This window comes from Saccharothrix sabaoui (assembly GCF_051756985.1).
GTDB lineage: Bacteria > Actinomycetota > Actinomycetes > Mycobacteriales > Pseudonocardiaceae > Actinosynnema.
The window spans coordinates 1-20,206 of sequence record NZ_JBPKJK010000159.1 but is presented as its reverse complement, the minus strand read 5'-3'; the positions used below and the strand labels follow the sequence as shown (position 1 = coordinate 20,206).

At 75.1% G+C, this 20,206-nt stretch carries 22 protein-coding genes; 7 read left to right on the top strand and 15 right to left on the bottom strand.

Annotation, left to right across the window (positions count from 1 at the left end; translation table 11 throughout):
- Positions 1 to 101: 101 nt before the first annotated feature.
- A complete protein-coding gene (locus ACR807_RS33880; RefSeq protein WP_438925562.1) occupies positions 102 to 1,532 on the bottom strand; it encodes a glycerol-3-phosphate dehydrogenase/oxidase in 1,431 nt (476 codons plus the stop codon).
- Positions 1,529 to 2,095 carry a TetR/AcrR family transcriptional regulator gene (locus ACR807_RS33875; protein ID WP_438925561.1) on the bottom strand — a complete coding sequence of 189 codons (567 nt, stop codon included), beginning with the start codon at positions 2,093 to 2,095 and terminating at the stop codon, positions 1,529 to 1,531. Before ACR807_RS33875 ends, ACR807_RS33880 begins: the two co-directional genes overlap by 4 nt.
- 16 nt (positions 2,096 to 2,111) lie before the next feature.
- Between ACR807_RS33875 and ACR807_RS33870 the strand changes: the two genes are divergently transcribed.
- Together ACR807_RS33870 and ACR807_RS33865 are read left to right on the top strand one after the other, a co-directional pair.
- Entirely contained in the window at positions 2,112 to 3,857 is a 1,746-nt protein-coding gene (locus ACR807_RS33870; RefSeq protein WP_438925560.1) for an FAD-binding oxidoreductase, read from the top strand.
- Positions 3,847 to 5,049: an amidohydrolase gene (locus ACR807_RS33865; protein ID WP_438925559.1), complete on the top strand. Its 1,203-nt coding sequence runs from the start codon at positions 3,847 to 3,849 to the stop codon at positions 5,047 to 5,049. Before ACR807_RS33870 ends, ACR807_RS33865 begins: the two co-directional genes overlap by 11 nt.
- Before the next feature lie 33 nt (positions 5,050 to 5,082).
- Here the strand turns inward: ACR807_RS33865 and ACR807_RS33860 are convergent, their stop codons facing one another.
- Both ACR807_RS33860 and ACR807_RS33855 read right to left on the bottom strand, forming a co-directional pair.
- Positions 5,083 to 6,090, bottom strand: coding sequence for an NADP-dependent oxidoreductase (locus ACR807_RS33860; RefSeq protein ID WP_438925558.1), 1,008 nt, complete (start codon positions 6,088 to 6,090; stop codon positions 5,083 to 5,085).
- A 41-nt stretch (positions 6,091 to 6,131) separates the two neighbouring features.
- Entirely contained in the window at positions 6,132 to 6,878 is a 747-nt protein-coding gene (locus ACR807_RS33855) for a GNAT family N-acetyltransferase (RefSeq protein ID WP_438925557.1), read from the bottom strand.
- A 35-nt stretch (positions 6,879 to 6,913) separates the two neighbouring features.
- Here ACR807_RS33855 and ACR807_RS33850 point away from each other — a divergent pair, with 35 nt between their 5' ends.
- Positions 6,914 to 7,321, top strand: coding sequence for a GNAT family N-acetyltransferase (locus tag ACR807_RS33850; protein ID WP_438925556.1), 408 nt, complete (start codon positions 6,914 to 6,916; stop codon positions 7,319 to 7,321).
- Positions 7,322 to 7,369: 48 nt separating this feature from the next.
- On the opposite strand, the gene ACR807_RS33845 is transcribed toward ACR807_RS33850, so the two are convergent.
- From ACR807_RS33845 to ACR807_RS33825, 5 genes are all read right to left on the bottom strand, one after another.
- Positions 7,370 to 7,852 (bottom strand): hypothetical protein, encoded by a 483-nt coding sequence (locus ACR807_RS33845; RefSeq protein ID WP_438925555.1) that lies wholly within the window; start codon positions 7,850 to 7,852, stop codon positions 7,370 to 7,372.
- On the bottom strand, positions 7,849 to 10,608 hold the full coding sequence (locus ACR807_RS33840; protein ID WP_438925554.1) for an FtsK/SpoIIIE domain-containing protein: 2,760 nt from the start codon (positions 10,606 to 10,608) through the stop codon (positions 7,849 to 7,851). Before ACR807_RS33840 ends, ACR807_RS33845 begins: the two co-directional genes overlap by 4 nt.
- Before the next feature lies 1 nt (position 10,609).
- Positions 10,610 to 10,852 carry a hypothetical protein gene (locus tag ACR807_RS33835; RefSeq protein WP_438925553.1) on the bottom strand — a complete coding sequence of 81 codons (243 nt, stop codon included), beginning with the start codon at positions 10,850 to 10,852 and terminating at the stop codon, positions 10,610 to 10,612.
- 10 nt (positions 10,853 to 10,862) lie between these two features.
- A complete protein-coding gene (locus ACR807_RS33830) occupies positions 10,863 to 11,123 on the bottom strand; it encodes a hypothetical protein (RefSeq protein ID WP_438925552.1) in 261 nt (86 codons plus the stop codon).
- A 138-nt stretch (positions 11,124 to 11,261) separates the two neighbouring features.
- Complete coding sequence (locus tag ACR807_RS33825) at positions 11,262 to 12,056, bottom strand: hypothetical protein (RefSeq protein ID WP_438925551.1); 795 nt, start codon at positions 12,054 to 12,056, stop codon at positions 11,262 to 11,264.
- A 218-nt stretch (positions 12,057 to 12,274) separates the two neighbouring features.
- On the opposite strand from ACR807_RS33825, the gene ACR807_RS33820 reads away from it, so the two are divergent.
- Positions 12,275 to 12,652 (top strand): hypothetical protein, encoded by a 378-nt coding sequence (locus ACR807_RS33820; RefSeq protein ID WP_438925550.1) that lies wholly within the window; start codon positions 12,275 to 12,277, stop codon positions 12,650 to 12,652.
- Positions 12,653 to 12,692: 40 nt separating this feature from the next.
- Here the strand turns inward: ACR807_RS33820 and ACR807_RS33815 are convergent, their stop codons facing one another.
- The 4 genes from ACR807_RS33815 to ACR807_RS33800 all read right to left on the bottom strand — a co-directional run bounded on the left by ACR807_RS33815 (position 12,693) and on the right by ACR807_RS33800 (position 15,734).
- Positions 12,693 to 13,478, bottom strand: coding sequence for an alpha/beta fold hydrolase (locus tag ACR807_RS33815; RefSeq protein ID WP_438925549.1), 786 nt, complete (start codon positions 13,476 to 13,478; stop codon positions 12,693 to 12,695).
- On the bottom strand, positions 13,479 to 14,126 hold the full coding sequence (locus tag ACR807_RS33810; protein WP_438925548.1) for a DUF4232 domain-containing protein: 648 nt from the start codon (positions 14,124 to 14,126) through the stop codon (positions 13,479 to 13,481).
- 98 nt (positions 14,127 to 14,224) lie between these two features.
- Positions 14,225 to 15,298, bottom strand: coding sequence for a gamma-glutamylcyclotransferase (locus ACR807_RS33805; RefSeq protein ID WP_438925547.1), 1,074 nt, complete (start codon positions 15,296 to 15,298; stop codon positions 14,225 to 14,227).
- Between the two features lie 61 nt (positions 15,299 to 15,359).
- Positions 15,360 to 15,734 carry a winged helix-turn-helix transcriptional regulator gene (locus ACR807_RS33800; protein WP_438925546.1) on the bottom strand — a complete coding sequence of 125 codons (375 nt, stop codon included), beginning with the start codon at positions 15,732 to 15,734 and terminating at the stop codon, positions 15,360 to 15,362.
- Positions 15,735 to 15,829: 95 nt separating this feature from the next.
- On the opposite strand from ACR807_RS33800, the gene ACR807_RS33795 reads away from it, so the two are divergent.
- Positions 15,830 to 16,624: an NAD(P)H-binding protein gene (locus ACR807_RS33795; RefSeq protein WP_438925545.1), complete on the top strand. Its 795-nt coding sequence runs from the start codon at positions 15,830 to 15,832 to the stop codon at positions 16,622 to 16,624.
- 208 nt (positions 16,625 to 16,832) lie between these two features.
- Here the strand turns inward: ACR807_RS33795 and ACR807_RS33790 are convergent, their stop codons facing one another.
- Positions 16,833 to 17,819, bottom strand: coding sequence for a LysR family transcriptional regulator (locus tag ACR807_RS33790; RefSeq protein ID WP_438925544.1), 987 nt, complete (start codon positions 17,817 to 17,819; stop codon positions 16,833 to 16,835).
- Between the two features lie 218 nt (positions 17,820 to 18,037).
- Between ACR807_RS33790 and ACR807_RS33785 the strand changes: the two genes are divergently transcribed.
- Complete coding sequence (locus ACR807_RS33785; protein WP_438925543.1) at positions 18,038 to 18,463, top strand: nitroreductase family deazaflavin-dependent oxidoreductase; 426 nt, start codon at positions 18,038 to 18,040, stop codon at positions 18,461 to 18,463.
- Between the two features lie 16 nt (positions 18,464 to 18,479).
- Here ACR807_RS33785 and ACR807_RS33780 read toward each other — a convergent pair whose 3' ends face one another.
- Entirely contained in the window at positions 18,480 to 19,295 is an 816-nt protein-coding gene (locus ACR807_RS33780) for a PhzF family phenazine biosynthesis protein (protein WP_438925542.1), read from the bottom strand.
- Positions 19,296 to 19,371: 76 nt separating this feature from the next.
- On the opposite strand from ACR807_RS33780, the gene ACR807_RS33775 reads away from it, so the two are divergent.
- Positions 19,372 to 20,190 (top strand): LysR family transcriptional regulator, encoded by an 819-nt coding sequence (locus ACR807_RS33775; RefSeq protein ID WP_438925541.1) that lies wholly within the window; start codon positions 19,372 to 19,374, stop codon positions 20,188 to 20,190.
- Positions 20,191 to 20,206 lie beyond the last annotated feature (16 nt).

Sequence of the window (20,206 nt, the reverse complement as noted above, 5' to 3'; positions counted from 1 at the left end):
TGAGTTCTACGTCCGGAACGTAGAACTCAGGGGTCCTGAGTGTTGGACTCTCGAGGCCCCGGCGTTGGACTCTCGGGGCCTGAGCGTTGGACTCTCGCGGGTTAGGTGAGGGTGGACAGGGCTTCTGCCACTTGGCGGGTCACTTCGGGTTCGGCGGCGGCTCGGTCGGCGGGGACTAGGCCGGTCCGGGTTCGGCGGTCCAGGACGTCGTCGGCGTCGAGGGCGCCCTCGTGGTGGACCGCCCAGGCGACCTCGCCCACCTCGGCCACGCGGGGGGCTTCGCTGCCGTAGCGGGCGACCAGGTGGGGCGCGCCGGTGGCGGGGCCCGCGCCCACCAGGGGCAGGTTCGCGGTGCGGGTGGGGACCGCGGTCAGGCCGGTGGCGGTCACGGCGTCCGCGGCCATGCGGCGGTACGTGGTGAGCTTGCCGCCCACGACCGTGGTGACGTTGTCCCGCTTGAGCACCGCGTGCCGGCGGGACAGGTCGGCGCTCGCGCCCGTGCCCGCCAGCAGGGGGCGGAGACCGGCGAACGCGCCCAGGACGTCGGCGTGCGCCAGCGGGCGCTCCAGGACCGAGGACGCCACCGAGAGCAGGAAGTCCACGTCGGACCGCGGCACCTCGGGCACGTCGGGGACCGGCCCGTCGACCGGCTCGTCGGTCAGCCCCACGTAGACGCGCCCGTCCTGCTGGGGGAGCAGCAGGGCGAAGCGGTTGCGGGACCCGGGCACCGGCACGGTCAGCGCGGTGCCGGTCAGGCCGGCGGTGGAGGCGGCGAGGACCAGGTGCGACCCCCGCGACGGGCGCAGGTCCACGTCCACCAGCGACCCCGCCCACACGCCCGTCGCGTTCACCGCGGCACGGGACGTCACGGTGAACGACTCGCCGGTCAGGGTGTCGGTGGCGGTGGCGCCGGTGGGGGTCAGGGCGTCCACGCGGGTCCTGGTCAGCACGCGCGCGCCCAGGCCGGCGGCGGTGCGGGCCAGGGCCACCACGAGGCGGGCGTCGTCGACCAGCTGCCCGTCGAACCCGAGCAGGCCGCCCCGCAGGTCCGCGCGGCGCAGGCCGGGGGCGAGGGCCAGGGCCTCGGCGGCGGGCACGCGGCGTGGTGGCGGCAGCACGCCGGCCGGGGTGCGGGCCGCGCGCCGCAGCACGTCGCCCGCCCGCAGGCCGGCCATCACCACCGGGTCGTGCGAGCGCCCGTGCAGCGGCACGAGCTGCGGCAGGGCGCGCACCAGGTGCGGCGCGGTGCGGGTCATCAGGATGCCGCGCTCCACGGCGCTCTCCCGGGCCAGGCCGACCTCGCCCCGGGCGAGGTAGCGCAGGCCGCCGTGCACGAGCTTGCTCGACCACCGGGACGTGCCGAACGCGAGGTCGCGCGCCTCCAGCAGGCACACGGTCAGGCCGCGCGCCGCCGCGTCGAGCGCCACGCCCGCGCCCGTCACGCCGCCGCCCACGACGAGCAGGTCCACCGGCGTCGACGAGACGTGGTCCAGGTCGCGGGCCCGCCGCGCGGCGTTGAGGGACGTGCTCACGACAGCGCCGCGTCGAGGTAGGCGGCGAGTTCGGCCAGCAGGTCGTCGAAGTCCAGGTCGGTCGTCGCGGGCCGCACCGACAGCACCAGCGACTGCGTCGTCAGCAGCACGAGCCGCGCCTGCGCGGTGGCCGAACCCGCCCGGACCGACCCGTCGGCGTGCCCCTCGGCGATCCGCGCGACGAGGAACGCCTCGACCATCCGCTGCGTGCTGCCGAGCCGCTGCACCAGGTAGGGCAGCATCAGCTCGGCGTCCAGGTCGAGCACCCGCCGCATGAGCGGGTCGGCGGCGAGCAGCCGGATGCCCTGCACGGCCTGGTCGACCAGCCGTTCCCGCGCGGTCGCGCCGGTCACCTCGACGCGGCCGAGCAGCGCGGTGAACTCCCTGGTCATCAGGGCGCGCACGAGCGTGCCCACGTCCGGGAACCGGCGGTAGAGGGTCATCCGGCTCACGCCGGCGCGCTTCGCGATGTCCGTCAGCGTGGTGCGCCGCACCCCGACCTCGACCACGCAGTCGCGGGCCGCGTCGAGGAGCGCGTCATCACTGTGACGTTGAGACGTCATGTGTCACACTGTAGCGGTGACCGAGCGCATCGACCACACCCTCCGGGGACGGTGGACCACCGACCAGGGGCACCTGCCGCCGCACGCCCTCACGTGGCTCCGCCGGCGGACGGGGCTCACCGGCGCCACCACCCCGGCCCGCGCGCCCGTCGTGCCGGACTCGGCCCTGGGCGACGCCGCGCGCGCCGCGCTGGGCGCCGTCGTCGGCCCCGGCCACGTCCGGGTGGACCCGGGGTCGCGCCTGGGCCGCGCCGGCGGCCTGTCCTACCTGGACCTGCTGCGGCAGCGCGGCGACGGCGACCTCGCCGTGCCCGACGCCGCGGTGCTGCCCGGCACGCCCGAGGAGGTCACCGAGGTCCTCAGGACCTGCGTCGAGCACGACGTGGCGGTGGTCCCGTTCGGCGGCGGCACGTCCGTCGTCGGCGGCGTCACGGCCCTGCGCGGCGACAAGGCCGCCGTCATCGCCCTGGACCTGAGCCGGCTCGACCGGCTCGTCTCGGTGGACCCGGTGTCCCGCCTGGCCGTGCTCCAGGCCGGCCTGCCCGCGCCCGAGGCCGAACGGCTGCTCGCCGCGCACGGCTTCACCCTCGGCCACGTCCCGCAGTCCTACGAGCGGGCGACGATCGGCGGGTTCGCCGCGACCCGCTCGGCCGGCCAGGCGTCCTCCGGCTACGGCCGGTTCGAGGACCTGGTCGAGGGCGTCCGGCTGAGCACGCCGGTGGGCGAGTGGCGGCTCGGCGCGGCGCCCGCGTCCGCCGCCGGTCCCGACCTCAAGCAGCTCGTGGTCGGCAGCGAGGGCGCGTTCGGCGTCATCACGGAGGTGGAGCTGCGGCTGCGCCCGCGCCCCGCGGTCGAGCGCTACGAGGGGTTCTTCGTGGACGGCTGGGAACGCGGCACCGAGGTCGTGCGCGACCTCGCCCAGCGGCGGGTGCTCGCCGACGTCACCCGGCTGTCCGACGCGGACGAGACCGAGGTGTCGCTCGCGCTGACCGGCGGCTGGAAGACCTCGGCGCTCAAGGCGTACCTGCGGGCGCGGGGCGTGGCCGAACCGTGCCTGCTGGTCCTGGGCTGGCACGGGAGCACCCCGCGCGAGGTCCGCCGCCGGAAGCGGGAGGCGCTGCGAGGACCGGCGCTGCGGGGACCGGCGCTGCGGGGACCGGTGCTGGGGGGACCGGTGCTGCGGGGATCGGCGCTGCGGGGACCGGCGCCGCGCGGGGCGAAGCTGGTGGCCCTGGGGACCGCCCTCGGCGAGGCGTGGCGGCACGGCCGGTTCGCCGGGCCGCGCCAGCGCGACGCGCTGATGGAGGTCGGCGTGTGCGTCGAGACCCTGGAGACCGCCGCGCACTGGTCGCGGCTCTCCGAGCTGCGCGACGCCGTGCGCGGGGCGCTGGTCGACGCCCTGGGGCGGCGGTGCGTGGTCATGTGCCACGTCTCGCACGCCTACGAGACCGGCGCGTCCCTGTACTTCACCGCCGTCACCGCCCGCGACCCCGACGACCCGGTCGGCCAGTGGCGGGTCGCGAAGGCCGCCGCGGCCGAGGCCGTCGCCGGGCTCGGCACGATCACCCACCACCACGCGGTGGGCACCGACCACGCGCCGTACCTGGAGGGCGAGATCGGCGCGCTCGGCGTGGACGTGCTGGCCTCGGTCAAGCGCACCCTCGACCCGACCGGCGTGCTCAACCCCGGCAAGCTGATCCCCGGCGCGCCCCTCGCCGGCGGGTTCACCCCGTCGGGGCTAGCGTCGCGGGATGACCGGTGACCTGCTGATCCGCTCCGTGCGGCCGTGGCCGAACAGCCCCGGCGCCCCCGCCGTCGACGTGCTGTGCGCGGACGGCCGCATCACGGCGGTCGCACCCGACCTGACGGCACCCGGGGGCACGCCCGCGGTCGACGGGCGCGGCGGCGTGCTGCTGCCCGCGTTCACCGACGCGCACGCGCACCTCGACTCCACGCGCCTCGGCCTGCCCTTCCGCCCGCACAGCGCGGGGACCGGCCTCGCCGAGCTGGTCGAGGACGACCGCCGCCACTGGCGCGACGCGGAGGAGTCCGTCGCCGACCGCGCCACGCGCACGCTGGGGCGCACCATCGCGTCCGGTGCGACGCACGTCCGCAGCCACGCGCAGGTCGACGTGGACTCGGGGCTGGACCGGCTCGACGGCGTGCTGGCCGCCCGCGAGGCGCACGCCGACCGCGCGCACGTCGAGGTGGTGGCGTTCCCGCAGTGCGGCATCCTGCGCGAGAAGGGCACCGCCGAGCTGCTCGACGCCGCCCTGCGGTCGGGTGCCGACCTCGTCGGCGGCCTCGACCCGGCGGGCGTCGACCGCGACCCGGTGCGGCACCTCGACCTCGTGTTCGGCCTGGCGGAGAAGCACCAGCGCGGGGTGGACGTGCACCTGCACGACACCGGCTCGCTCGGCGCGTTCGAGGTCGAGCTGGTGTGCGAGCGGGTCGCCGCGCTCGGGATGCAGGGGCAGGTCACGATCAGCCACGCGTTCGCGCTGTCCACAGTGGACGCCGATCGGCAGCGCGAGCTGGTCGACCTGCTCGCCGGGCACGACGTCGCGGTCACCACGGTCGCGCCGGGCGCGCGGGAACCCCTGCCGCTGCTCGGGCTGCGCCGCGCGGGCGTGCGCCTCGGCCTCGGCCAGGACGGCATCCGCGACTACTGGTCCCCCTACGGCAACGGCGACATGCTCGACCGGACCTGGCAGCTCGCGTACCGCGGCGGCTTCCGCCGCGACGACCAGGTCGAGATGTGCGCGGACATCGCCACCCGCGGCGGCGCCGCCGTGCTGGGCCGGTCCCTCGGCCTCACCGAGGGCTCGCCCGCCGACCTGGTCGTGGTGCCCGGCGACACCGTCACCGCCGCCGTGATGGACCGCGCCCCGCGCACGCTGGTCGTGCGCGCGGGGCGCGTCGTCGCCGCCGACGGCGAACTGGTCCGGCCGTAGCCCGCCGGGGCACCGCGCGGCGGGCTACGGCGGTTACAGGGTGACGAGCGCCTTGCCGGTGTTCTCCCCGCGCAGCATCCCGATGAACGCCTCCGGCGCGCGCTCGATGCCCTCGGTGACCGTCTCCCGGTAGCGCAGCGCGCCCTCCGCGATCCAGCCGGACACCTCCTCGGTGAACCGCCCCTGCAGGTGCCTGTGGTCGTACACGAGGAAGCCGCGCAGCGTGAGCCGCTTGCCCACGGCCAGGCCGAGCTTGGTCGGGCCGACCGGCTCCCGCGTGTTGTAGTTGGAGATCGAGCCGCACAGCGCGGCCCGGCCGTACGGGTTGAACGAGGCCAGCGCGGCGTCGAGGTGGTCGCCGCCGACGTTGTCGAAGTACACGTCGATGCCGTCCGGCGCGGCGTCCGCGAGCAGCTCGACGACCGGGCCGTCCTTGTAGTTGAACGCCGCGTCGAAGCCCAGCTCGTCCACCAGGTACTCGACCTTGGCGGCGCTGCCCGCGCTGCCGATGACGCGCTTCGCGCCGCGCAGCCTCGCCACCTGGCCGGCGACCTGGCCGACCGCGCCCGCCGCGCCGGAGACGAACACGACGTCGCCCTCCTGCATCGCCGCCACCTCCAGCAGGCCCGCGTACGCGGTCATGCCGGGCATCCCCAGCACGCCCAGGTACGCGCCGAGCGGCGCGGCGGCCGGGTCGACCTTCACCGCGGTGGAGGCGTCGACGTCGGCGTACTCGCGCCAGCCCAGGTCGTGCAGCACGGTGTCGCCCACCTGGAAGCCGGGGTCCTCCGACGCCACGACCTCGCCGACCGCGCCGCCGCTGAGCGCCTCGCCGACCTCGAACGGCGGCACGTAGGACTTGACCGCGTTCATCCGGCCCCGCATGTACGGGTCGACGCTCATCAGCCGGTTGCGGACCAGGAGCCGGCCCTCGCCGGGGGTCGGCACGGGCGCTTCGGCCAGGGTGAAGTCCCCGGCGGTCGGGAAGCCCTCGGGCCGCGAGGCCAGGCGGATCTCACGCGAGGTGCTCGGCAGTGTCATAAGGGCGACAACCGCGCGGGCCCGGTGGGCTGTTCCGGCGATCAGGTGTGACGTGCGTCCCGCAGGGCCGCTACGGACCGGTACCCGAACCCCAACCGGCGGTAGACGGCGATGGCGGCCGGGTTGTCGGCGTTGACCATCAGCGCGCACGTCCCGCGCTCCGCCAGCAGGTCCCGGACGACGAACGCGCACAGGGCCGTCGACAGCGACCGGCCCCGGTGGTCCGGGTGGGTCGCCACGCCCGCGACGAACCCGACGCCGGGGGCCGACCACGCGTCCGCCGCGACCGCCGCGAGCACGCCGTCCACGCGCAGCCCGGCCCAGCGGGTCGGCCCCGGCTCGTGCGGCCACACGTACGTGTCGGGGTTGGCCTTGCGCAGCAGGGACTCGACGGCGTCGTGCTCGTCCTCGCCCAGCCACTCGGGAGCCAACCACCCGGGAGCCGGCCACCCGGGACGGGCTTCGGGCAGCCGCCCACCGCGCTCCATCCACCCGAAGACGCCCCGCACCGGCCACCCCAGAGCGGCGGCCAGCTCCTCGGTGACCAGCGGCGCGGTGCCCGGCCGGGCGTGCGCGTCGAGCAGCGCGCCCACGTCGTCCACCGGGCCCGCCGCCACCAGCCGGTCGTGCCGGTTCAGGCCCGGCGCGAGCACGGCCACCGCGCCGCCGTGCGCCCACGCCGCGCCGCCGGCGCGCCAGTACCCGGGCAGGAGGGACTGGGCGGCCCAGCGCACCAGGGGGTCGGGGCCGGCCGCGGCCACGTCGGCCGGGGTGGTCAGTTCGCGCATGACCGCATCATCACCCGGGGGCTACCCTGACCCGCGTGGACATCCGCCGCGTCACGTCGTTCGACGCCGTCGTGGCCGCGGGCCACCTGTTCGACGCCGCGCCGCGCGAGGACGCCACCCGGGCGTTCCTCGCCGACGACCGGCACCACCTGCTCGTCGCCTACGTCGACGGCGAGCCCGCCGGGTTCGTCTCCGGCGTGGAGACCATCCACCCCGACAAGGGCGTGGAGATGTTCCTCTACGAGCTGGGCGTGGACGAGGCGCACCGGCGGCGCGGCGTGGGCACCGCCCTCGTCGGCGCCCTCGTCGACCTGGCCCGCGCGCGGGGCTGCACCGGCGCGTGGGGCGGCACCGAGCGGGACAACGCCGCCGCGCTGGCCACCTACCGCAGGGCGGGCGCCGACACGGACTTCGGCACGGTCGTCGTCTCCTGGGACTTCTAGCCGCGCCCGGCCCGCCAGGTACCCCGGCCCGTCAGGTACCCCGGCCCGTCAGGCGCCCTTGCGGCGCAGCAGGGTGCGCTTCTGGAGCGACTCCTCCAGCGCCTCGAACGCGCGGTCCATCGCCTCGTCGTACTCGTGCTGCGGGCGCGGCGGCACCGACTCGTCCGGCGCGGGCACCGGGGTCATCGTCATCCACCGCTCCTCCCAGAGCAGCTCGACGACGGCCTCCCAGTGCACCCGCACGACGGCGCGCACCAGCTTCTCCCGCTCGATGACCTCGACCACCCGCTCCTGGGACGCGGCCAGCCGGTCCAGCAGCTCGCGCGCCCGGACCCGGTCGTGGGCGCGCATCCGGTCGACCGACTCGCCGGCGAGGCCGATCAGCTCCTTGTACCGCTCCACCGCCGAGACCCCCGGGACCCCCGGGACCGCCTCGGCCCCGCCGCCCCCGGTGTGGCCGGGTTCCCCGTGGACCCGCTGCGCCGGTGCGTGGCCCCGCTGCGCCGGCACCGCGGACACGTGGCTGATCATGGTTCCTCCCGGGTGTCGAACGGGATGACGACCTCGGGCCGCGAGTGCTCGAACCGGTCGAAGAACAGCCCGCGCCGCGGTCGGGGCGACCACGACAGGACCGGCTCCGGCCCGAGCGACAGCAGCTCCTTGCCCTGGATGTCGAACGCCACCCACGCGCCGATGTCGTCGTAGGCGCCGGGCGACAGGCTGTTCTTCAACCGCTGCACGCCGCGCCACCACCCCAGCACGTGGGTGCGGTGCTCCGGCCCGTGCCGCAGCACGGTCCGCAGCCGGTCCACGCCCGACGTCCTGGTGTCGTCCTTGGTCTCCAACAGGGTGTGCGCGGCGTCCACGCCGTAAACCACCAGGTAGTGGGGGAGCGGCGGGGCGGGCGTCCGGTCGGTGGTCCGCGCCGCGATGCCCCCGGCCGTCTCGACGAGGAGGTCCTGCACGTCGTTGAGGTCCTTCAGGGACGCCTCGTGGCCCACGTCGTGCAGCTGCTTGCACAGCTCCTCGGCGAACGGCTTCGCGTCCTCGACCAGCCACACCACGCTGAACCGGGCGGCGCCGGGCTCGTGCTGGCGGGCCAGGGACAGCGCCGCGCCGTTCAGCACGGCCGCCGCCTCCTGGACGATCGAGCCGAGCACCGCGACGTTGCGGCCCGGCGTGCGGGCCAGGCGCACCTTGGCCGCGCTGCCCGCCACGTCGATGACCTGGCCCAGCAGCACGGTCGGGTTGCCGTCGCTCGGCCGCAGCGCCCGGAAGTCCGGCAGCGTGGCCAGCACGGGCACCTTGCTGCCGTCGAACAGGATCGGTTCGGCCAGGTCGGCCGGCCGGCGGCGGTGCAGCTCGCCCTGGAGGGCGTCGATCGTGCCCCGGGCGGTGGCGTCCGGGATGCGCGCCACCTCGTTGCCCGGCCGCACGCCCGACTCGTGGTTGACCACCGCGTGCCAGCGGGGCAGCTCCGCGGCGGCGTCGTTCAGGTCGGCCAGCACGCGGCGCGACTTGGGCAGCGCGATGCGCACGGTGAACTGCTCGAAGATCGCCGACCGGCCCCAGAACGCCTGGATGCTCGACACGTCCTGGCTCGACAGCACCAGGTGGATGCCCTGCGACCGGCCGCGCCGGGCCACGTCCTCCAGCAGCTGGGTGGCCTGGGCGGTGACCGGGTCGCGCTCGCCGAACATGTACTGGAACTCGTCGATCACGGCCACGATCCGCGGCCAGTGCCCGGCCGGGTCCTCCTCGCGCAGCTGCTCCAGCTTGGTGACCTCGTGCCGCTTCGCCGCGTCGGCCCGCCGGCGCATCTCGTCGGACAGGAACGCCAGCAGCGCCACGCCGAACTCGCGGTCGGTGTTGACGTTGACGCCGACCAGCCGGGCGTGCGGCAGCCACGTCGGGTCCTTGCGGCCCGGCGCGAACTGCGCGAACGACACGCCCTCCTTGAAGTCGAGCAGGTACAGCTCCAGCTCGTCGGGCGAGTACCGGGCGGCGAGGCTGCCCAGCATGGCGTAGAGGAAGTTCGTCTTGCCCGAGCCGCTGGGACCGCCGATCAGCGCGTGCGGCGAGGTGTCGCCCAGGCCCACCAGCACCGGTTCGCCGTCCTGGTGGCCGACGGGCGCGGCGACGCCGGCCGCCGAGGACTCGCGCCACAGCTGCTCGGGCAGCAGGTCGGCGAACGTGCTCTGCCGCGTGCGGCGCGCCTCCCGCTCGTCCGCGATGGCCGCGCAGGCCCGTGGCACGGCGGCGCGCGGGAACGGCGGGTCGAGCGCCACGGTGACGTGCTCGCCGGTCATCGTGCAGGTGGCGGTCTGGTCGGCGGCGACCACCACGGTCTCGATCGGCGAGTTCACCGTGATCGGGATGTCGACGATGACCAGCTCGACGCGCGCGGCGAGGCCGTTGCGGGCCACCCGCTGCAACTGCTGCTGGTGCTCCTCCCGCAGCGCCCGCCGGTTGCCGAACAGCACGGCCACCCGCCACGGCTCGGTGCGCCGCCCGCCCGCCGCCCGCACCGACTGGTGGCCCTCCACCAGCACGTCGGTGTGCACGCGGCGGATGTGGTCGGACAGCTCGTCGAGCAGCTCGTGCAGCCGGGACGGGTCGTGCACGGTCAGCAGGCCCGCCCTGGTCAGCGGGTACAGGCCGGGCAGCGAGCCGGTCAGCGCGTTGACGTCCCACACGTGGACGTGCACCAGGCCCGGCTGGAAGTGGCTGAGCACCCGCAGCAGCAGGTTCTCCACCAGCCCCTCGGCGGCGTGGCGGCTCTCGTGCGTGGACGAGACGTGCAGGTGCGCGTGGTCGAGCAGCGGGACCGCCACCGGGAACCGCCGGGGCTCCGGGGCGCTGCGCACCACGCCCGTGCCGACGCGCCACAGCTCCGGCACGGGCTCGCCGCCGTCCGCGTTGCCGGGCCGCCCCAGCCACGACTCGTGCGGCCACGACGCCGGGCCCTCGGCGACCGCGTCGACCAGGGCGGCCAGCTGGTCCGGGCCCTGCTCGGACCACTCGCGGAACGCCTCGACCCGGTCGACGAGCGCCCGCGCGAGCTGCTGGGAGAACAGCGGGTTCGCCAGCGCCCCGGCCAGCAGCGGGTCCTCCAGCGCCCGGTCGACGCCGTCGCCGCGCAGCATCACCTCGAACATGTCGCGGGCGCGCTCGTCGGCCAGGAGGCGGTGCTCGCGCGAGGCGTTGCCCAGCGCGGCGGCGACCGCCGCGCGGAACTCCTCGAAGGCGGCCTCGATCCTCCTGCGGCGCTCGTCACGCCTGCTCACGTCACAGCTCCCCGGACACTCGTTGGACCAGCTCGATGCTGCCGACGATCAGCTCCAGCTCGTCGGCGAACATCTCACCCGCCTTGGTGAACTCCGGCGGCACGAGGGACTCCGGGTGGTGGGCGCTCGCGGCGGACAGCAGGCCGACGGCCTCGTCCAGCGCGTCGCGCGCCTCCCGGACGCAGCGGTAGGCGTCGCGGAGGAACTCGCAGCTCTGGTCGAGCGCGACCCTGATCTCGCCCACCGTCGCCACGTCAGAGCCCTGAGTTGTAGCTCTCGGCCTGGTTGATACCGGCCCGGAGCTGGTTCTGGAGGTCGGTCACACCACCCGCGACCTCGGCGAAGTGCGCGTTGGCCTGCTCGACCTCGGACTGGCCGCTGCCCTGCGTGGTCTGGCTGAGCAGGGCCTGGGCGTCCTCGGCGAGGTCGGCGGCCTGTTGCAGGGCGTTGATGCTGTCGTTCGCCTTGCTGACGGCCTGGGCGATCGCCGTGCGAACTTCTTCGACGGTGGCCATGTCCGGTACCGACCCCTCCTGGGCGCTCGCTGGTGTTCCTATAGTTGAAAGTAGTACCTAAAGTTTCGTGTTTCACAAGCAAGATCGGCTGACCGGGTGGAATGGCAAATCCACTCGTTCGGTTCAGCGAAGTGGATCTCAGCCGGGCACCGTCCACACGAATGCCGATGCGGGCGTCGCTGTGAGTTCCAGGGCTGCGATCCCACTCGGTGGGACGGTTGTGGCTGACCAGCGCGTGGTCCCGGACTCGCCGACCCACTCCACGGACGTCCACCCCGAACGGCCCAGCGACGCGGCGGCGTCCTGTAGCGCGACCGTGGCCGAAGTAACTTTCAGACCAAGATCGATGTGCACGCTCTGCAGGTGCCCGAGAGGAGCCACTCGGGTGATCTTGCCATTCCCCGCGACCCGGCTCGCTACCGCCCGTGCCTGCCACTCGGCCCGCTCGGGGCGGTCGGTGTGCACGTCGACGCGCAGCAGCAGGCGGGTGCCCGTGCCCACCTCGGGCGCGGCCGGCTCCCCGGGCCCGTCCGGCACCTCCCCGCGGTGCGCCGGGTCGCCGCCGACCCACGCCTCCACCAGCAGCCGCTCCCCGCCCGGCAGCAGGCCGTCGAGCCGGTCCGGGTCGTCCAGCACCGTCCACGCCGTCGGCGGCTCGCACGCCACCCGCGGCACCGGCAGGTCGTCGCCCAGCAGCCGCACGAACGACCGCACGGCGCGGGCCAGCGCGGCGGCCACGTTCCGCGCCACCCGCTCGCCGCTCGGCCGGCTGATCGTCACCGACCAGCAGCCCGGCTCCTCGTCGGAGCAGTCGGTGGCCCGCACGACCCGCCCGCCCAGGCGCAGCAGGCCGGCGCAGGCGTCGCGCGCCTGCCGCTCGTCGTCGGCCGCCACCACCGCGGTGATCAGCAGCTCCAGGTCTTGTCCCACCATGTCGGGACGGAATTGTCCACGACACGGTCGGGGGGTGTCAGCGGCCCTTTGCCGTCACCCACAAGCAGTGCCCTTCGAGCACCCCTCGTGATGACCCCTGATCAGCGCGTTTTGGCGGGCTGAAACAGCGCATCACACGATGTGGTCGGCGGCGGGCGGTGGTGCGTCGCCGAGACGACGATGACTCGCGCATGGTCACAAACACTCAGGAGGTTCCCATGCGCACTGTCATCCGGTTCATCGCCGCGAGCGCGGTCTCGCTGCCGCTGCTGATCGGGGCCGCGGGCATCGCCTCGGCCGATCCCGGCACCCACACGGAGCACGAGAACTACACCGTGGCCGCCTCGTCGGAGGGCTCGTTCGTCCACGAGGTCGAGGCCGGTGCGTACGACGACGACGTGGCGTACTTCCACGAGGGCTTCGTGGGCGCCGGGTCCGAGGGCGCGGGCTACTACGAGGTGAGCGCGGTGTCCTACCCCGGTGGTGCGCACTACGAGGACGAGTACGCCTTCGCGGGTCCGCACGGCGCGGTCGTGGGCGGTGCGGAGAGCAGCGCCGACAGCGGTGACTGGGACGACGAGGGCTGGGACGACTGACCCGGTCCCGACCCGACCCGGGCGCCACCCGGCCCCGTGATCAGCCCAGGTCCAGCACCCGCCGGACGAACGCCACCACGTCGGCCAGCACCTCGGCCGAGTTGGTCTCGTTGAACACCTCGTGCCGGGCGCCGGGGTAGACGCGCTCCTCGAACAGCAGGCCGCGCAGGCGGTCGGTGCCGGTGCGGGTGTCCGCGAGCGGCACGAGGTCGTCGGCGTCGCCGTGCAGCCAGAGGGTCGGCAGGTCCTCCAGGGACGGGCCGTAGTTGACCTCGTCCAGGGCCCGTTCCAGGGCCTCCAGGGTCGGTCGCTTGAACGGGCCGTGCCAGACCAGGGGATCTGCGGCGTACCGCTTGCCGACCTCCGGGTCGCGGGACAGGGCGGCCGGGTCGATCGGCGTGTCCGGCACCTCCGCCGGGGACAGCATGTCGAGCCCCTGCCAGGTGCCCAGGACGGGCGCGGAGAGCACCAGGGCGGCCGGCGGGTGCAGCTGCGCGTACCGGGCGGCGACCAGGCCGCCCACCGAGTGCCCGACCAGCACGAGGGGCAGGTCGGACGCGGCCGAGTCGACCGCCGCGCCCACGTCGGCGACCAGGCCCTCGAAGTCGGTGATCAGCGCCCGTTCGCCGTCCGAGCCGCCGTGCCCGACGTGGTCGGCGGCCACCACCAGGGCGCCCGCCTCGACCAGGGCCTCCGCGACGTGCCCGTACCGGCCGCCGTGCTCGCCGTACCCGTGCACGAGCACGGCGAGCCAGGAGGCGTCCAGGTTGGGCCAGGTGCGGACGGCGAGTTCCCCGGCGTGACCGGGGACGTTGGACTGGATCACCTAGGCAGCGTAGAACGCGCTGATGACGATCCGACCGCCGGCGCACACCGGGCCGAAGTTCCAGGCCAGGCTCATCGGCTGGGTCTCGTCCGGCGGGATGGCCACCGCCTGGGTCGCCTCCGGCTCGCACGGCCGGTCGACCGGCTCGGCGTCGGTGGCCACGACGGTCCAGTGCAGGTTCGCCGCGGCCCGCGCCTTCGGCGGCAGGACCACCGGTGACGGCCCCGGGTCGGCGTCGCGCTCCAGGGCCGTCGGCACGGGCTGCCCGCCGGCGTCGAGCAGCTGGAGGCCGCTGTAGCCGTTGAGCGTGCACGGCGCCGTGCCGTTGTTGGTCACCACGAGCTTGGCGTAGCGGTTGCCGGTGGCCGCGTCGGTCGGCTGGACCTCGCCCGCGAGCACGGCCGCCGAGCAGCGGCCCGAGGCCGGGGCGGCGCTCGCCGCCGGCGAGGTCGGCGGCACGGGCGCTGCGCTGTCCGGTGCGGCGCTGTCCGGTGCGGAGCTGCCGGGTGCGGCGCCCGAGGACGTCGCCACCACGATGCCCGACTGGTCGGCCGCCGGTCGGGCCTCGCCGCCGCTGCCGCCGCCGCACGCGGACAGCACGACCGCGAGGGCGCCGAACGCCGCGCTCGCCGCGAGTGGTCGCCTCATGTCCACCTCCTGGTCCGGTGAGTGGTCCTCACTGGGAGGACGTACCCAGCGGGCAGGTGGTTGGGTCGGTCTGCCAACAATTCACCGTATTGGGCGTGTCACGCGTTGCTCCCCACCCAACCGTCGGGCAGCTCGGGCATGTCGCCCAGCTCGGCCGTCCACAGGTAGGTCCAGCACACCAGGCCGTCGGGGAGCGTGACGCGCACGCGGGTGTACTCGTCGCCCTCGTACTCGTCGAGCACCGGCAGGGCGTCCTCGGGGTGCTCCAGCCGCAGCACGTGGCCGGGCACGCCGGGACCGGCGTCGTCCACGGCGCGGGGGCGCAGGGCGGGGTAGCCGCGACCGGTGTCGTGCAGCGTGCCGGGCAGGCGGGCGGGCACCGGGTCGCCGCTGGTCAGCGGTTCCACGAGGGGCCACGCGGCCATGCCGGGCCGGAGCGTGCCGTAGGTGAAGAGGCGGTCGGGCCAGTCGTCGGGGGACGGGTCGCCGTGCACGGGCACCACGTCCAGGCCGTCGGTCGCGGCGGGCCACCCGCCCAGCCGCGCCGCGCCGGCCTGGTCCACGTCGGCGCAGCGCACCGGCCGCCCGTTGACCAGCAGCGGCATCCGCCTCGACCCGGCGCCGGTGTAGGCGAGCACGGAGTCGACGACGCCGCCGTCGAACAGGGTCACGCGGCCGGTGCGCACGCGCACGAGGCGGTAGCGCAGCCCCCGGCCCTCGCAGCGGTCGAGCACCCGGAGCTGCTCCGCGGTGGCGAACCACACCGCGTGCTCCTCCTCGACGCCCGGCACCGCGGCGAGCGTCGCCGGCCGCTGCCCGTCGACCTTGCGCAGCCCGGCCGCCCAGACGGCGGCGAGCCCCTCGCAGCGGGCGCGCAGGACGACCGCCGGGCCGGTCAGGCCGAGTTCCTCGCGCAGCCAGGTCACCTTGGCGGGGTTGGCGTTGGAGCCGTAGGCGAGCACCGGCATCCGGCCCGCCAGCGGCGGTTCGCCGTGCCCGGCCAGCCACTCGTCGAGGTCCCGGCCGTCCGGGGCCACGCGCCACCCGGAGTCGGCGCCCCGGTCGGGGGTGACCGGCCAGCCGGCGCCGTCGAGGTGCACGAAGCAGTGTCCCGGCCGAGCGCCCGGATAGGGCTCGGCCGGGTGACTATCGTCCGTGAAGGGCTGCGTCATGAATCCCATTCTGGCAAGGCCCACCTGGAATTCACCCGTTGTCGCGTTCGGTTGAGCGCTGTCACACGCTCCCGTCCCGCCGCGCGTCGTAGGCGCGCTGGGCCGCCACCAGCTCCGGCAGGTTCTCCTCGATCCACCCGAACAACCCCCTGATCCGCTCCGCGACGTGGGTACCCGCGGGGGTGAGCGAGTAGTCCACGCGCGGGGGGATCACGGGGTGGACCTCGCGGTGCACCAGCCCGTCCCGCTCCAGCGCCTGCAACGTCTGGGCCAGCATCTTCTCGCTCACCCCGGCCACCGCGCGGCGCAGCTCGCCGAAGCGCAGCGTGCCGTCCAGCAACTTGCCCAGCACCAGGCTGCCCCACTGGCTCGTGGCGTGGCCGACGATCAGGCGGGACGGGCAGTTGCGGTCGTAGACATCACCATCCGGCTTCACGACGACGACGCTACCTGCGAGCTTTCCCAAACGTAAGTACCGTACGGAGAAGTGGGTACTGCCGAAAAGTTAGTGTCCTGCCTACCGTCGTCGCCATGACGATCCTGATCACCGGCGCGACCGGCCACCTCGGCTCCCTGATCCTCCGGCACACCCTCGACCGCGTGCCGGCCGGCGAGGTCGTGGCGTCGGCGCGCGACCCGCGCGAGGTGGACGTCCCCGGCGTGGAGGTCCGGCCGGGCGACTTCGCGGGCGACCTGTCGGCGACGTTCGCGGGCGTCGACCGGCTCGTGCTGGTCTCCGCCGACGGCCCCGAGCGGCTCGACCTGCACCGGGCGGCGGTGCGGGCGGCGGTGGACGCGGGCGTGCGGCACGTCTTCTACACGTCGGTCACCGACGCCGACACCTCGCCGCTGGCGCTGGCCGCCGACCACGCCGCCACCGAGCGGCTCCTCCGCGACAGCGGCCTCGCGTTCACGTTCCTGCGCAACGGCATGTACCACGAGAACTACCTGAACCCGGGCCCCGTCGTGACCGCCGCGGGCGACGGGCGGATCGCCTCGGCGTCCCGGGACGACCTGGCGCTGGCCGCCGCCGTCGCGGTCACCACCGACGGCCACGAGGGCGTCGTGCACGAGCTGACCGGGCCGCGCGCGTGGAGCTTCGACGAGCTGGCCGCGCTGCGCGGCACCACGCACACCCCGGTCACCGCCGAGGAGCGCGTGGCGGGCCTCACGGGCTTCGGCCTGCCGCCCTTCGTGGCCGAGCTGCTCACCGACATCGAGGTCTGCATCGGCCGCGGCGCGCTCGCCGGGGTGCGGCCCGACCTGGAGAAGCTGATCGGCCGCGCGCCCACGACCATCGAGGACGCGGTGCGCGCCGCCGCGTGACCGGGGGAGGGGGAGGTGGAGGGGCGTGGGAGAGCACCCCTCCACCCGGTGCCGGCACGGCCCGGGGGCCGGCGGCTGGCTCTCGCGCGGGGTCGTCGCACCACCGTGGCAGCGGGTGGCCCGGCCGCACGAGGGTGCGAACCGGCGAACCGCGTCTCGAAAACCCGCCTGGGCGCGGGCGGAACGGCTGGTACCGGCGGTCCGGGGGTCAGTCGAGCGCCAGGGCCGCGTCGATCTCGCGGTGCGCCTCGGGGTGCTCCGCCCACCACTTCGCGTAGCCCGGGTTGCGGGGCAGCAGCGCCCGGTAGGCCCGCGCGGCGGCGGCGAACACGTCGTGCGCCCGCCCGGCGGCCGGTCCCTCGCGCCGCGTGGCGAGCATCAGGTCCACCATCAGCGGCGCGCCGCGCAGGGGCCGCACGAGGATGCCGTCGCCGCCGCGCGACTGCGGCAGGGCGAACGACACCGCGCCGTTGGCGACCAGGCCGCGCGCGGTGCCCGCCTCGTTCACGTGGTGCGTGAACCGGGGCGTGAACCCGGCCGCCGCGCACACCGCGGAGACCTGGATGCGGTTGCCGACCAGCTCGTCCGGCCGGCACACCCAGTCGCGGTCGGCGAGCTGCGCCAGGTCCACCTCGTCCTGCTCGCCCAGCGGGTCCCACTCCGGCAGCGCCACGAACTGCGGCTCGCTGACCAGCCGCCGCACCTCCAGGCCGCGCAGCTCCCGGCGTTCCATCCCCTCGAACCGGTCGAGCACGCCGAGGTGCACCTGACCGGACACCAGCATCTCCAGCAGGTCCGAGGCGCCCGGCGTGATCTCGGTGCGCACCTCCGAGCAGGGGACCGCGCGGCGCAGCTCCTCCACGAAGTGCCCGAAGAACAGCGTGGGCACGCCGCCGACGAGCAGGGGGCCGCCGGGCGCGCCGCCGCGGGCGCTCTCGCGGGCCAGCGACACCAGCTGGTCGACCTCGTCCAGCACCAGCCGCGCCGTGCCGACGACCTGCCTGCCGAGGTCCGTCGGCGACGACCCGCCGGGCGTGCGGTCGAACAGCCGTCCGCCGACGATCCGCTCCACCGTCCGCAGCTGGGCGCTCATCGCGGGCTGCGTGAGGCCCAGGCGGGTCGCCGCCTTCGTGAGGCTGCCCTCGTCGGCGATCGCGCAGACCGCCCTGAGGTGGCGCAGTTCGAGCTCGGGCATAACGCCCTTCTATCCCCCTTTCGCATGACCCGCCAGCCCCCGTGCCGGTCATAGTGGGCGGAGGGCCCGTGCGACGGCCCGTGACGGAGGAGAACAGATGAAGCTCGCCTGCCAGATCTACTGAGGGCCGCTCCGCCCCGCCGAGGGCCGCGCCACCGGGGTCGGGCGGCCCCCGAACCGTTCGGCGGGGCCCGCCCGACCTCGGTAGCGTCGGGGGCATGTCAGTAGTGGACAGCCCCGTCGACTGGGTCAACGAGCACATCCGGCGGTACGTCGAGACGAACGGCGCCGAGGGCCACGAGTGGCGCCCCGGCGTCTTCACCCTCCTCCTCACCACGACCGGCCGGAAGTCCGGCGTGCCGCGCCGCACCGCGCTGATCTACCAGCCGCACGGCGACGCGTACGTGGTGGTCGCCTCCTCCGGCGGCGCGCCCGACCACCCGGCCTGGTTCAAGAACATCGCCGAGGACGACGCGGTCGAGGTCCAGGTCGCGGCGGACGTGTTCCGCGCGCGGGCCCGGGTGGCGACCCCGGAGGAGCGGCCCGGGTTGTGGGCGCTCATGACCGAGGTGTGGCCGGCCTACGACGAGTACGCGACCAAGACCGACCGCGAGATCCCCCTCGTGGTGCTGGAACGGGTGTAGCCCCCCTCGGCCGCCCTCAGATCCGGACGGCCGCGCCGGTCACGGTGATCCGCGGGTCGTCCGGCGAGACGTGGACGGTGAGCGTGCTCGGCCGGCCCATGTCCACGCCCTGGTGCACGGTCAGCACCCGCGGCGCGGTCACCAGGCCGAGCGCGCGCAGGTAGCCGCCGAACGCCGCGGCCGCCGCCCCCGTGGCGGGGTCCTCGACGACGCCGCCCACCGGGAACGGGTCGCGCGCGTCGAAGGTGTCGTCGTCGCGCTGGTGCACCAGGTGCGCGGTGACCGCGTCGTTCGCGCGGAGCAGGTCGCCCAGCGCGTCGAAGTCGTAGTCGAGCGCGGCCAGCCGGGCCCGGTCGCGCACCGCGAGCACGAGGTGCCGCGCGCCGCCGGACGCCCAGTGCGCCGGGTAGCGCGGGTCGAGGTCGGCGGCGTCCCAGCCCAGGGCCGCGAGCGCGGCGGCGACGTCCGCGCCGGGCGCGGGCGCGGAGGACGTGGGGACGCTGGTCAGGCTCGCCGTGCGGCCGTCGGTGGTGATCTCCACCAGCCCGGCCGGCGTGTGGAACCGCAGCGTGCCCGTGCGGCCGAGGGCGACGGCGGTGGCGACCGTCGCGTGCCCGCAGAACGGGATCTCCACCAGTGGGCTGAAGTAGCGGACGTCGTAGTCGCCGTCGGTGTCGCGGGGGACGGCGAAGGCGGTCTCGGAGTAGCCGACCTCGGCGGCGATCCGCAGCATGGCGGCGTCGTCGAGGCCGGTGGCGTCGAGCACCACACCGGCGGGGTTGCCGCCCTCGGGGTCGGTCGTGAAGGCGGTGTAGCGGAGGACCTCGGTCATGGGCCGAGCATCCATCACGTCCCCTCATCGAGTCCAACGATTCCCAGCGATGGTGTCCATCGCTATTCTCGATTCGGTGGACACCCGTCTCCTGCGCACCCTCCTGGTGCTCGCGCGCACGAGCAGCTTCACCGCCACGGCGGCCGAGCTGCACCTCGTGCAATCCACGGTGACCAGCCAGGTCAAGGCCCTGGAGCGGCACCTCGGCGCGCGGCTGTTCGACCGGCTGCCCACCGGCGCCCGGCTCACCGAGGCCGGTCGGCAGGCCGTCGAGCACGCGCGGGAGGTGCTGACCGCCGAGCAGCGGCTGCGGGACGCGGTGCGCGGCGGCACCGCCGTCGAGGGGGACGTGCGGATAGCGGCGCCGGAGTCCGTGTGCGCGTACCGCCTGCCGCAGCGGGTGGCCGACGTGGCGCTGCGGTACCCGGGCATCACCGTGCACCTGTCGCCCGCCGGCACCAGGCAGGCGATCGCCGGCGTGCGCAACGGCACGCTCGACCTCGCGCTGGTGCTGGAGGACGCGGTCGTCGCGCCGGGGCTGAGGGTGACGGCGGTGGGCGTGGAGCCGATCGAGCTGGTGTGCGCGCCCGGTGTCGTGCTCGACGAGCGGTACTTCCTGCTGGAGGAGGGCTGCTCGTACAGCGACCGGTTCGTGCGCGAGCTGTCGGCGACGTCGAGCATCACCCGGTTCGGCAGCATCGAGGCCGTGCGGTCGTGCGTGGTCGCGGGCCTGGGCTGGGCCGTGCTGCCGCGCGTGGCGGTGGCCGAGCAGCTCGACGCGGGCACCCTCCACCGCGCCCGGGACCTGCCCGACAGCACCCTCTTCCTGGTCACCGACCCGCGCCGGACCCCGACCGCCGCAGTCCAGGCCGTGGCCGCCGCCGCCACCGCCTGACCCGACCGCAGAACTC

Coding starts and splice junctions, on each gene's coding strand:
- ACR807_RS33875 (WP_438925561.1), bottom strand. CDS start 2,095: ATGACGTCTCAACGTCACAGTGATGACGCGCTCCTCGACGCGGCCCGC.
- ACR807_RS33865 (WP_438925559.1), top strand. CDS start 3,847: ATGACCGGTGACCTGCTGATCCGCTCCGTGCGGCCGTGGCCGAACAGC.
- ACR807_RS33860 (WP_438925558.1), bottom strand. CDS start 6,090: ATGACACTGCCGAGCACCTCGCGTGAGATCCGCCTGGCCTCGCGGCCC.
- ACR807_RS33855 (WP_438925557.1), bottom strand. CDS start 6,878: ATGCGCGAACTGACCACCCCGGCCGACGTGGCCGCGGCCGGCCCCGAC.
- ACR807_RS33845 (WP_438925555.1), bottom strand. CDS start 7,852: ATGATCAGCCACGTGTCCGCGGTGCCGGCGCAGCGGGGCCACGCACCG.
- ACR807_RS33830 (WP_438925552.1), bottom strand. CDS start 11,123: ATGGCCACCGTCGAAGAAGTTCGCACGGCGATCGCCCAGGCCGTCAGC.
- ACR807_RS33825 (WP_438925551.1), bottom strand. CDS start 12,056: ATGGTGGGACAAGACCTGGAGCTGCTGATCACCGCGGTGGTGGCGGCC.
- ACR807_RS33820 (WP_438925550.1), top strand. CDS start 12,275: ATGCGCACTGTCATCCGGTTCATCGCCGCGAGCGCGGTCTCGCTGCCG.
- ACR807_RS33810 (WP_438925548.1), bottom strand. CDS start 14,126: ATGAGGCGACCACTCGCGGCGAGCGCGGCGTTCGGCGCCCTCGCGGTC.
- ACR807_RS33805 (WP_438925547.1), bottom strand. CDS start 15,298: ATGACGCAGCCCTTCACGGACGATAGTCACCCGGCCGAGCCCTATCCG.
- ACR807_RS33795 (WP_438925545.1), top strand. CDS start 15,830: ATGACGATCCTGATCACCGGCGCGACCGGCCACCTCGGCTCCCTGATC.
- ACR807_RS33790 (WP_438925544.1), bottom strand. CDS start 17,819: ATGCCCGAGCTCGAACTGCGCCACCTCAGGGCGGTCTGCGCGATCGCC.
- ACR807_RS33785 (WP_438925543.1), top strand. CDS start 18,038: ATGTCAGTAGTGGACAGCCCCGTCGACTGGGTCAACGAGCACATCCGG.
- ACR807_RS33780 (WP_438925542.1), bottom strand. CDS start 19,295: ATGACCGAGGTCCTCCGCTACACCGCCTTCACGACCGACCCCGAGGGC.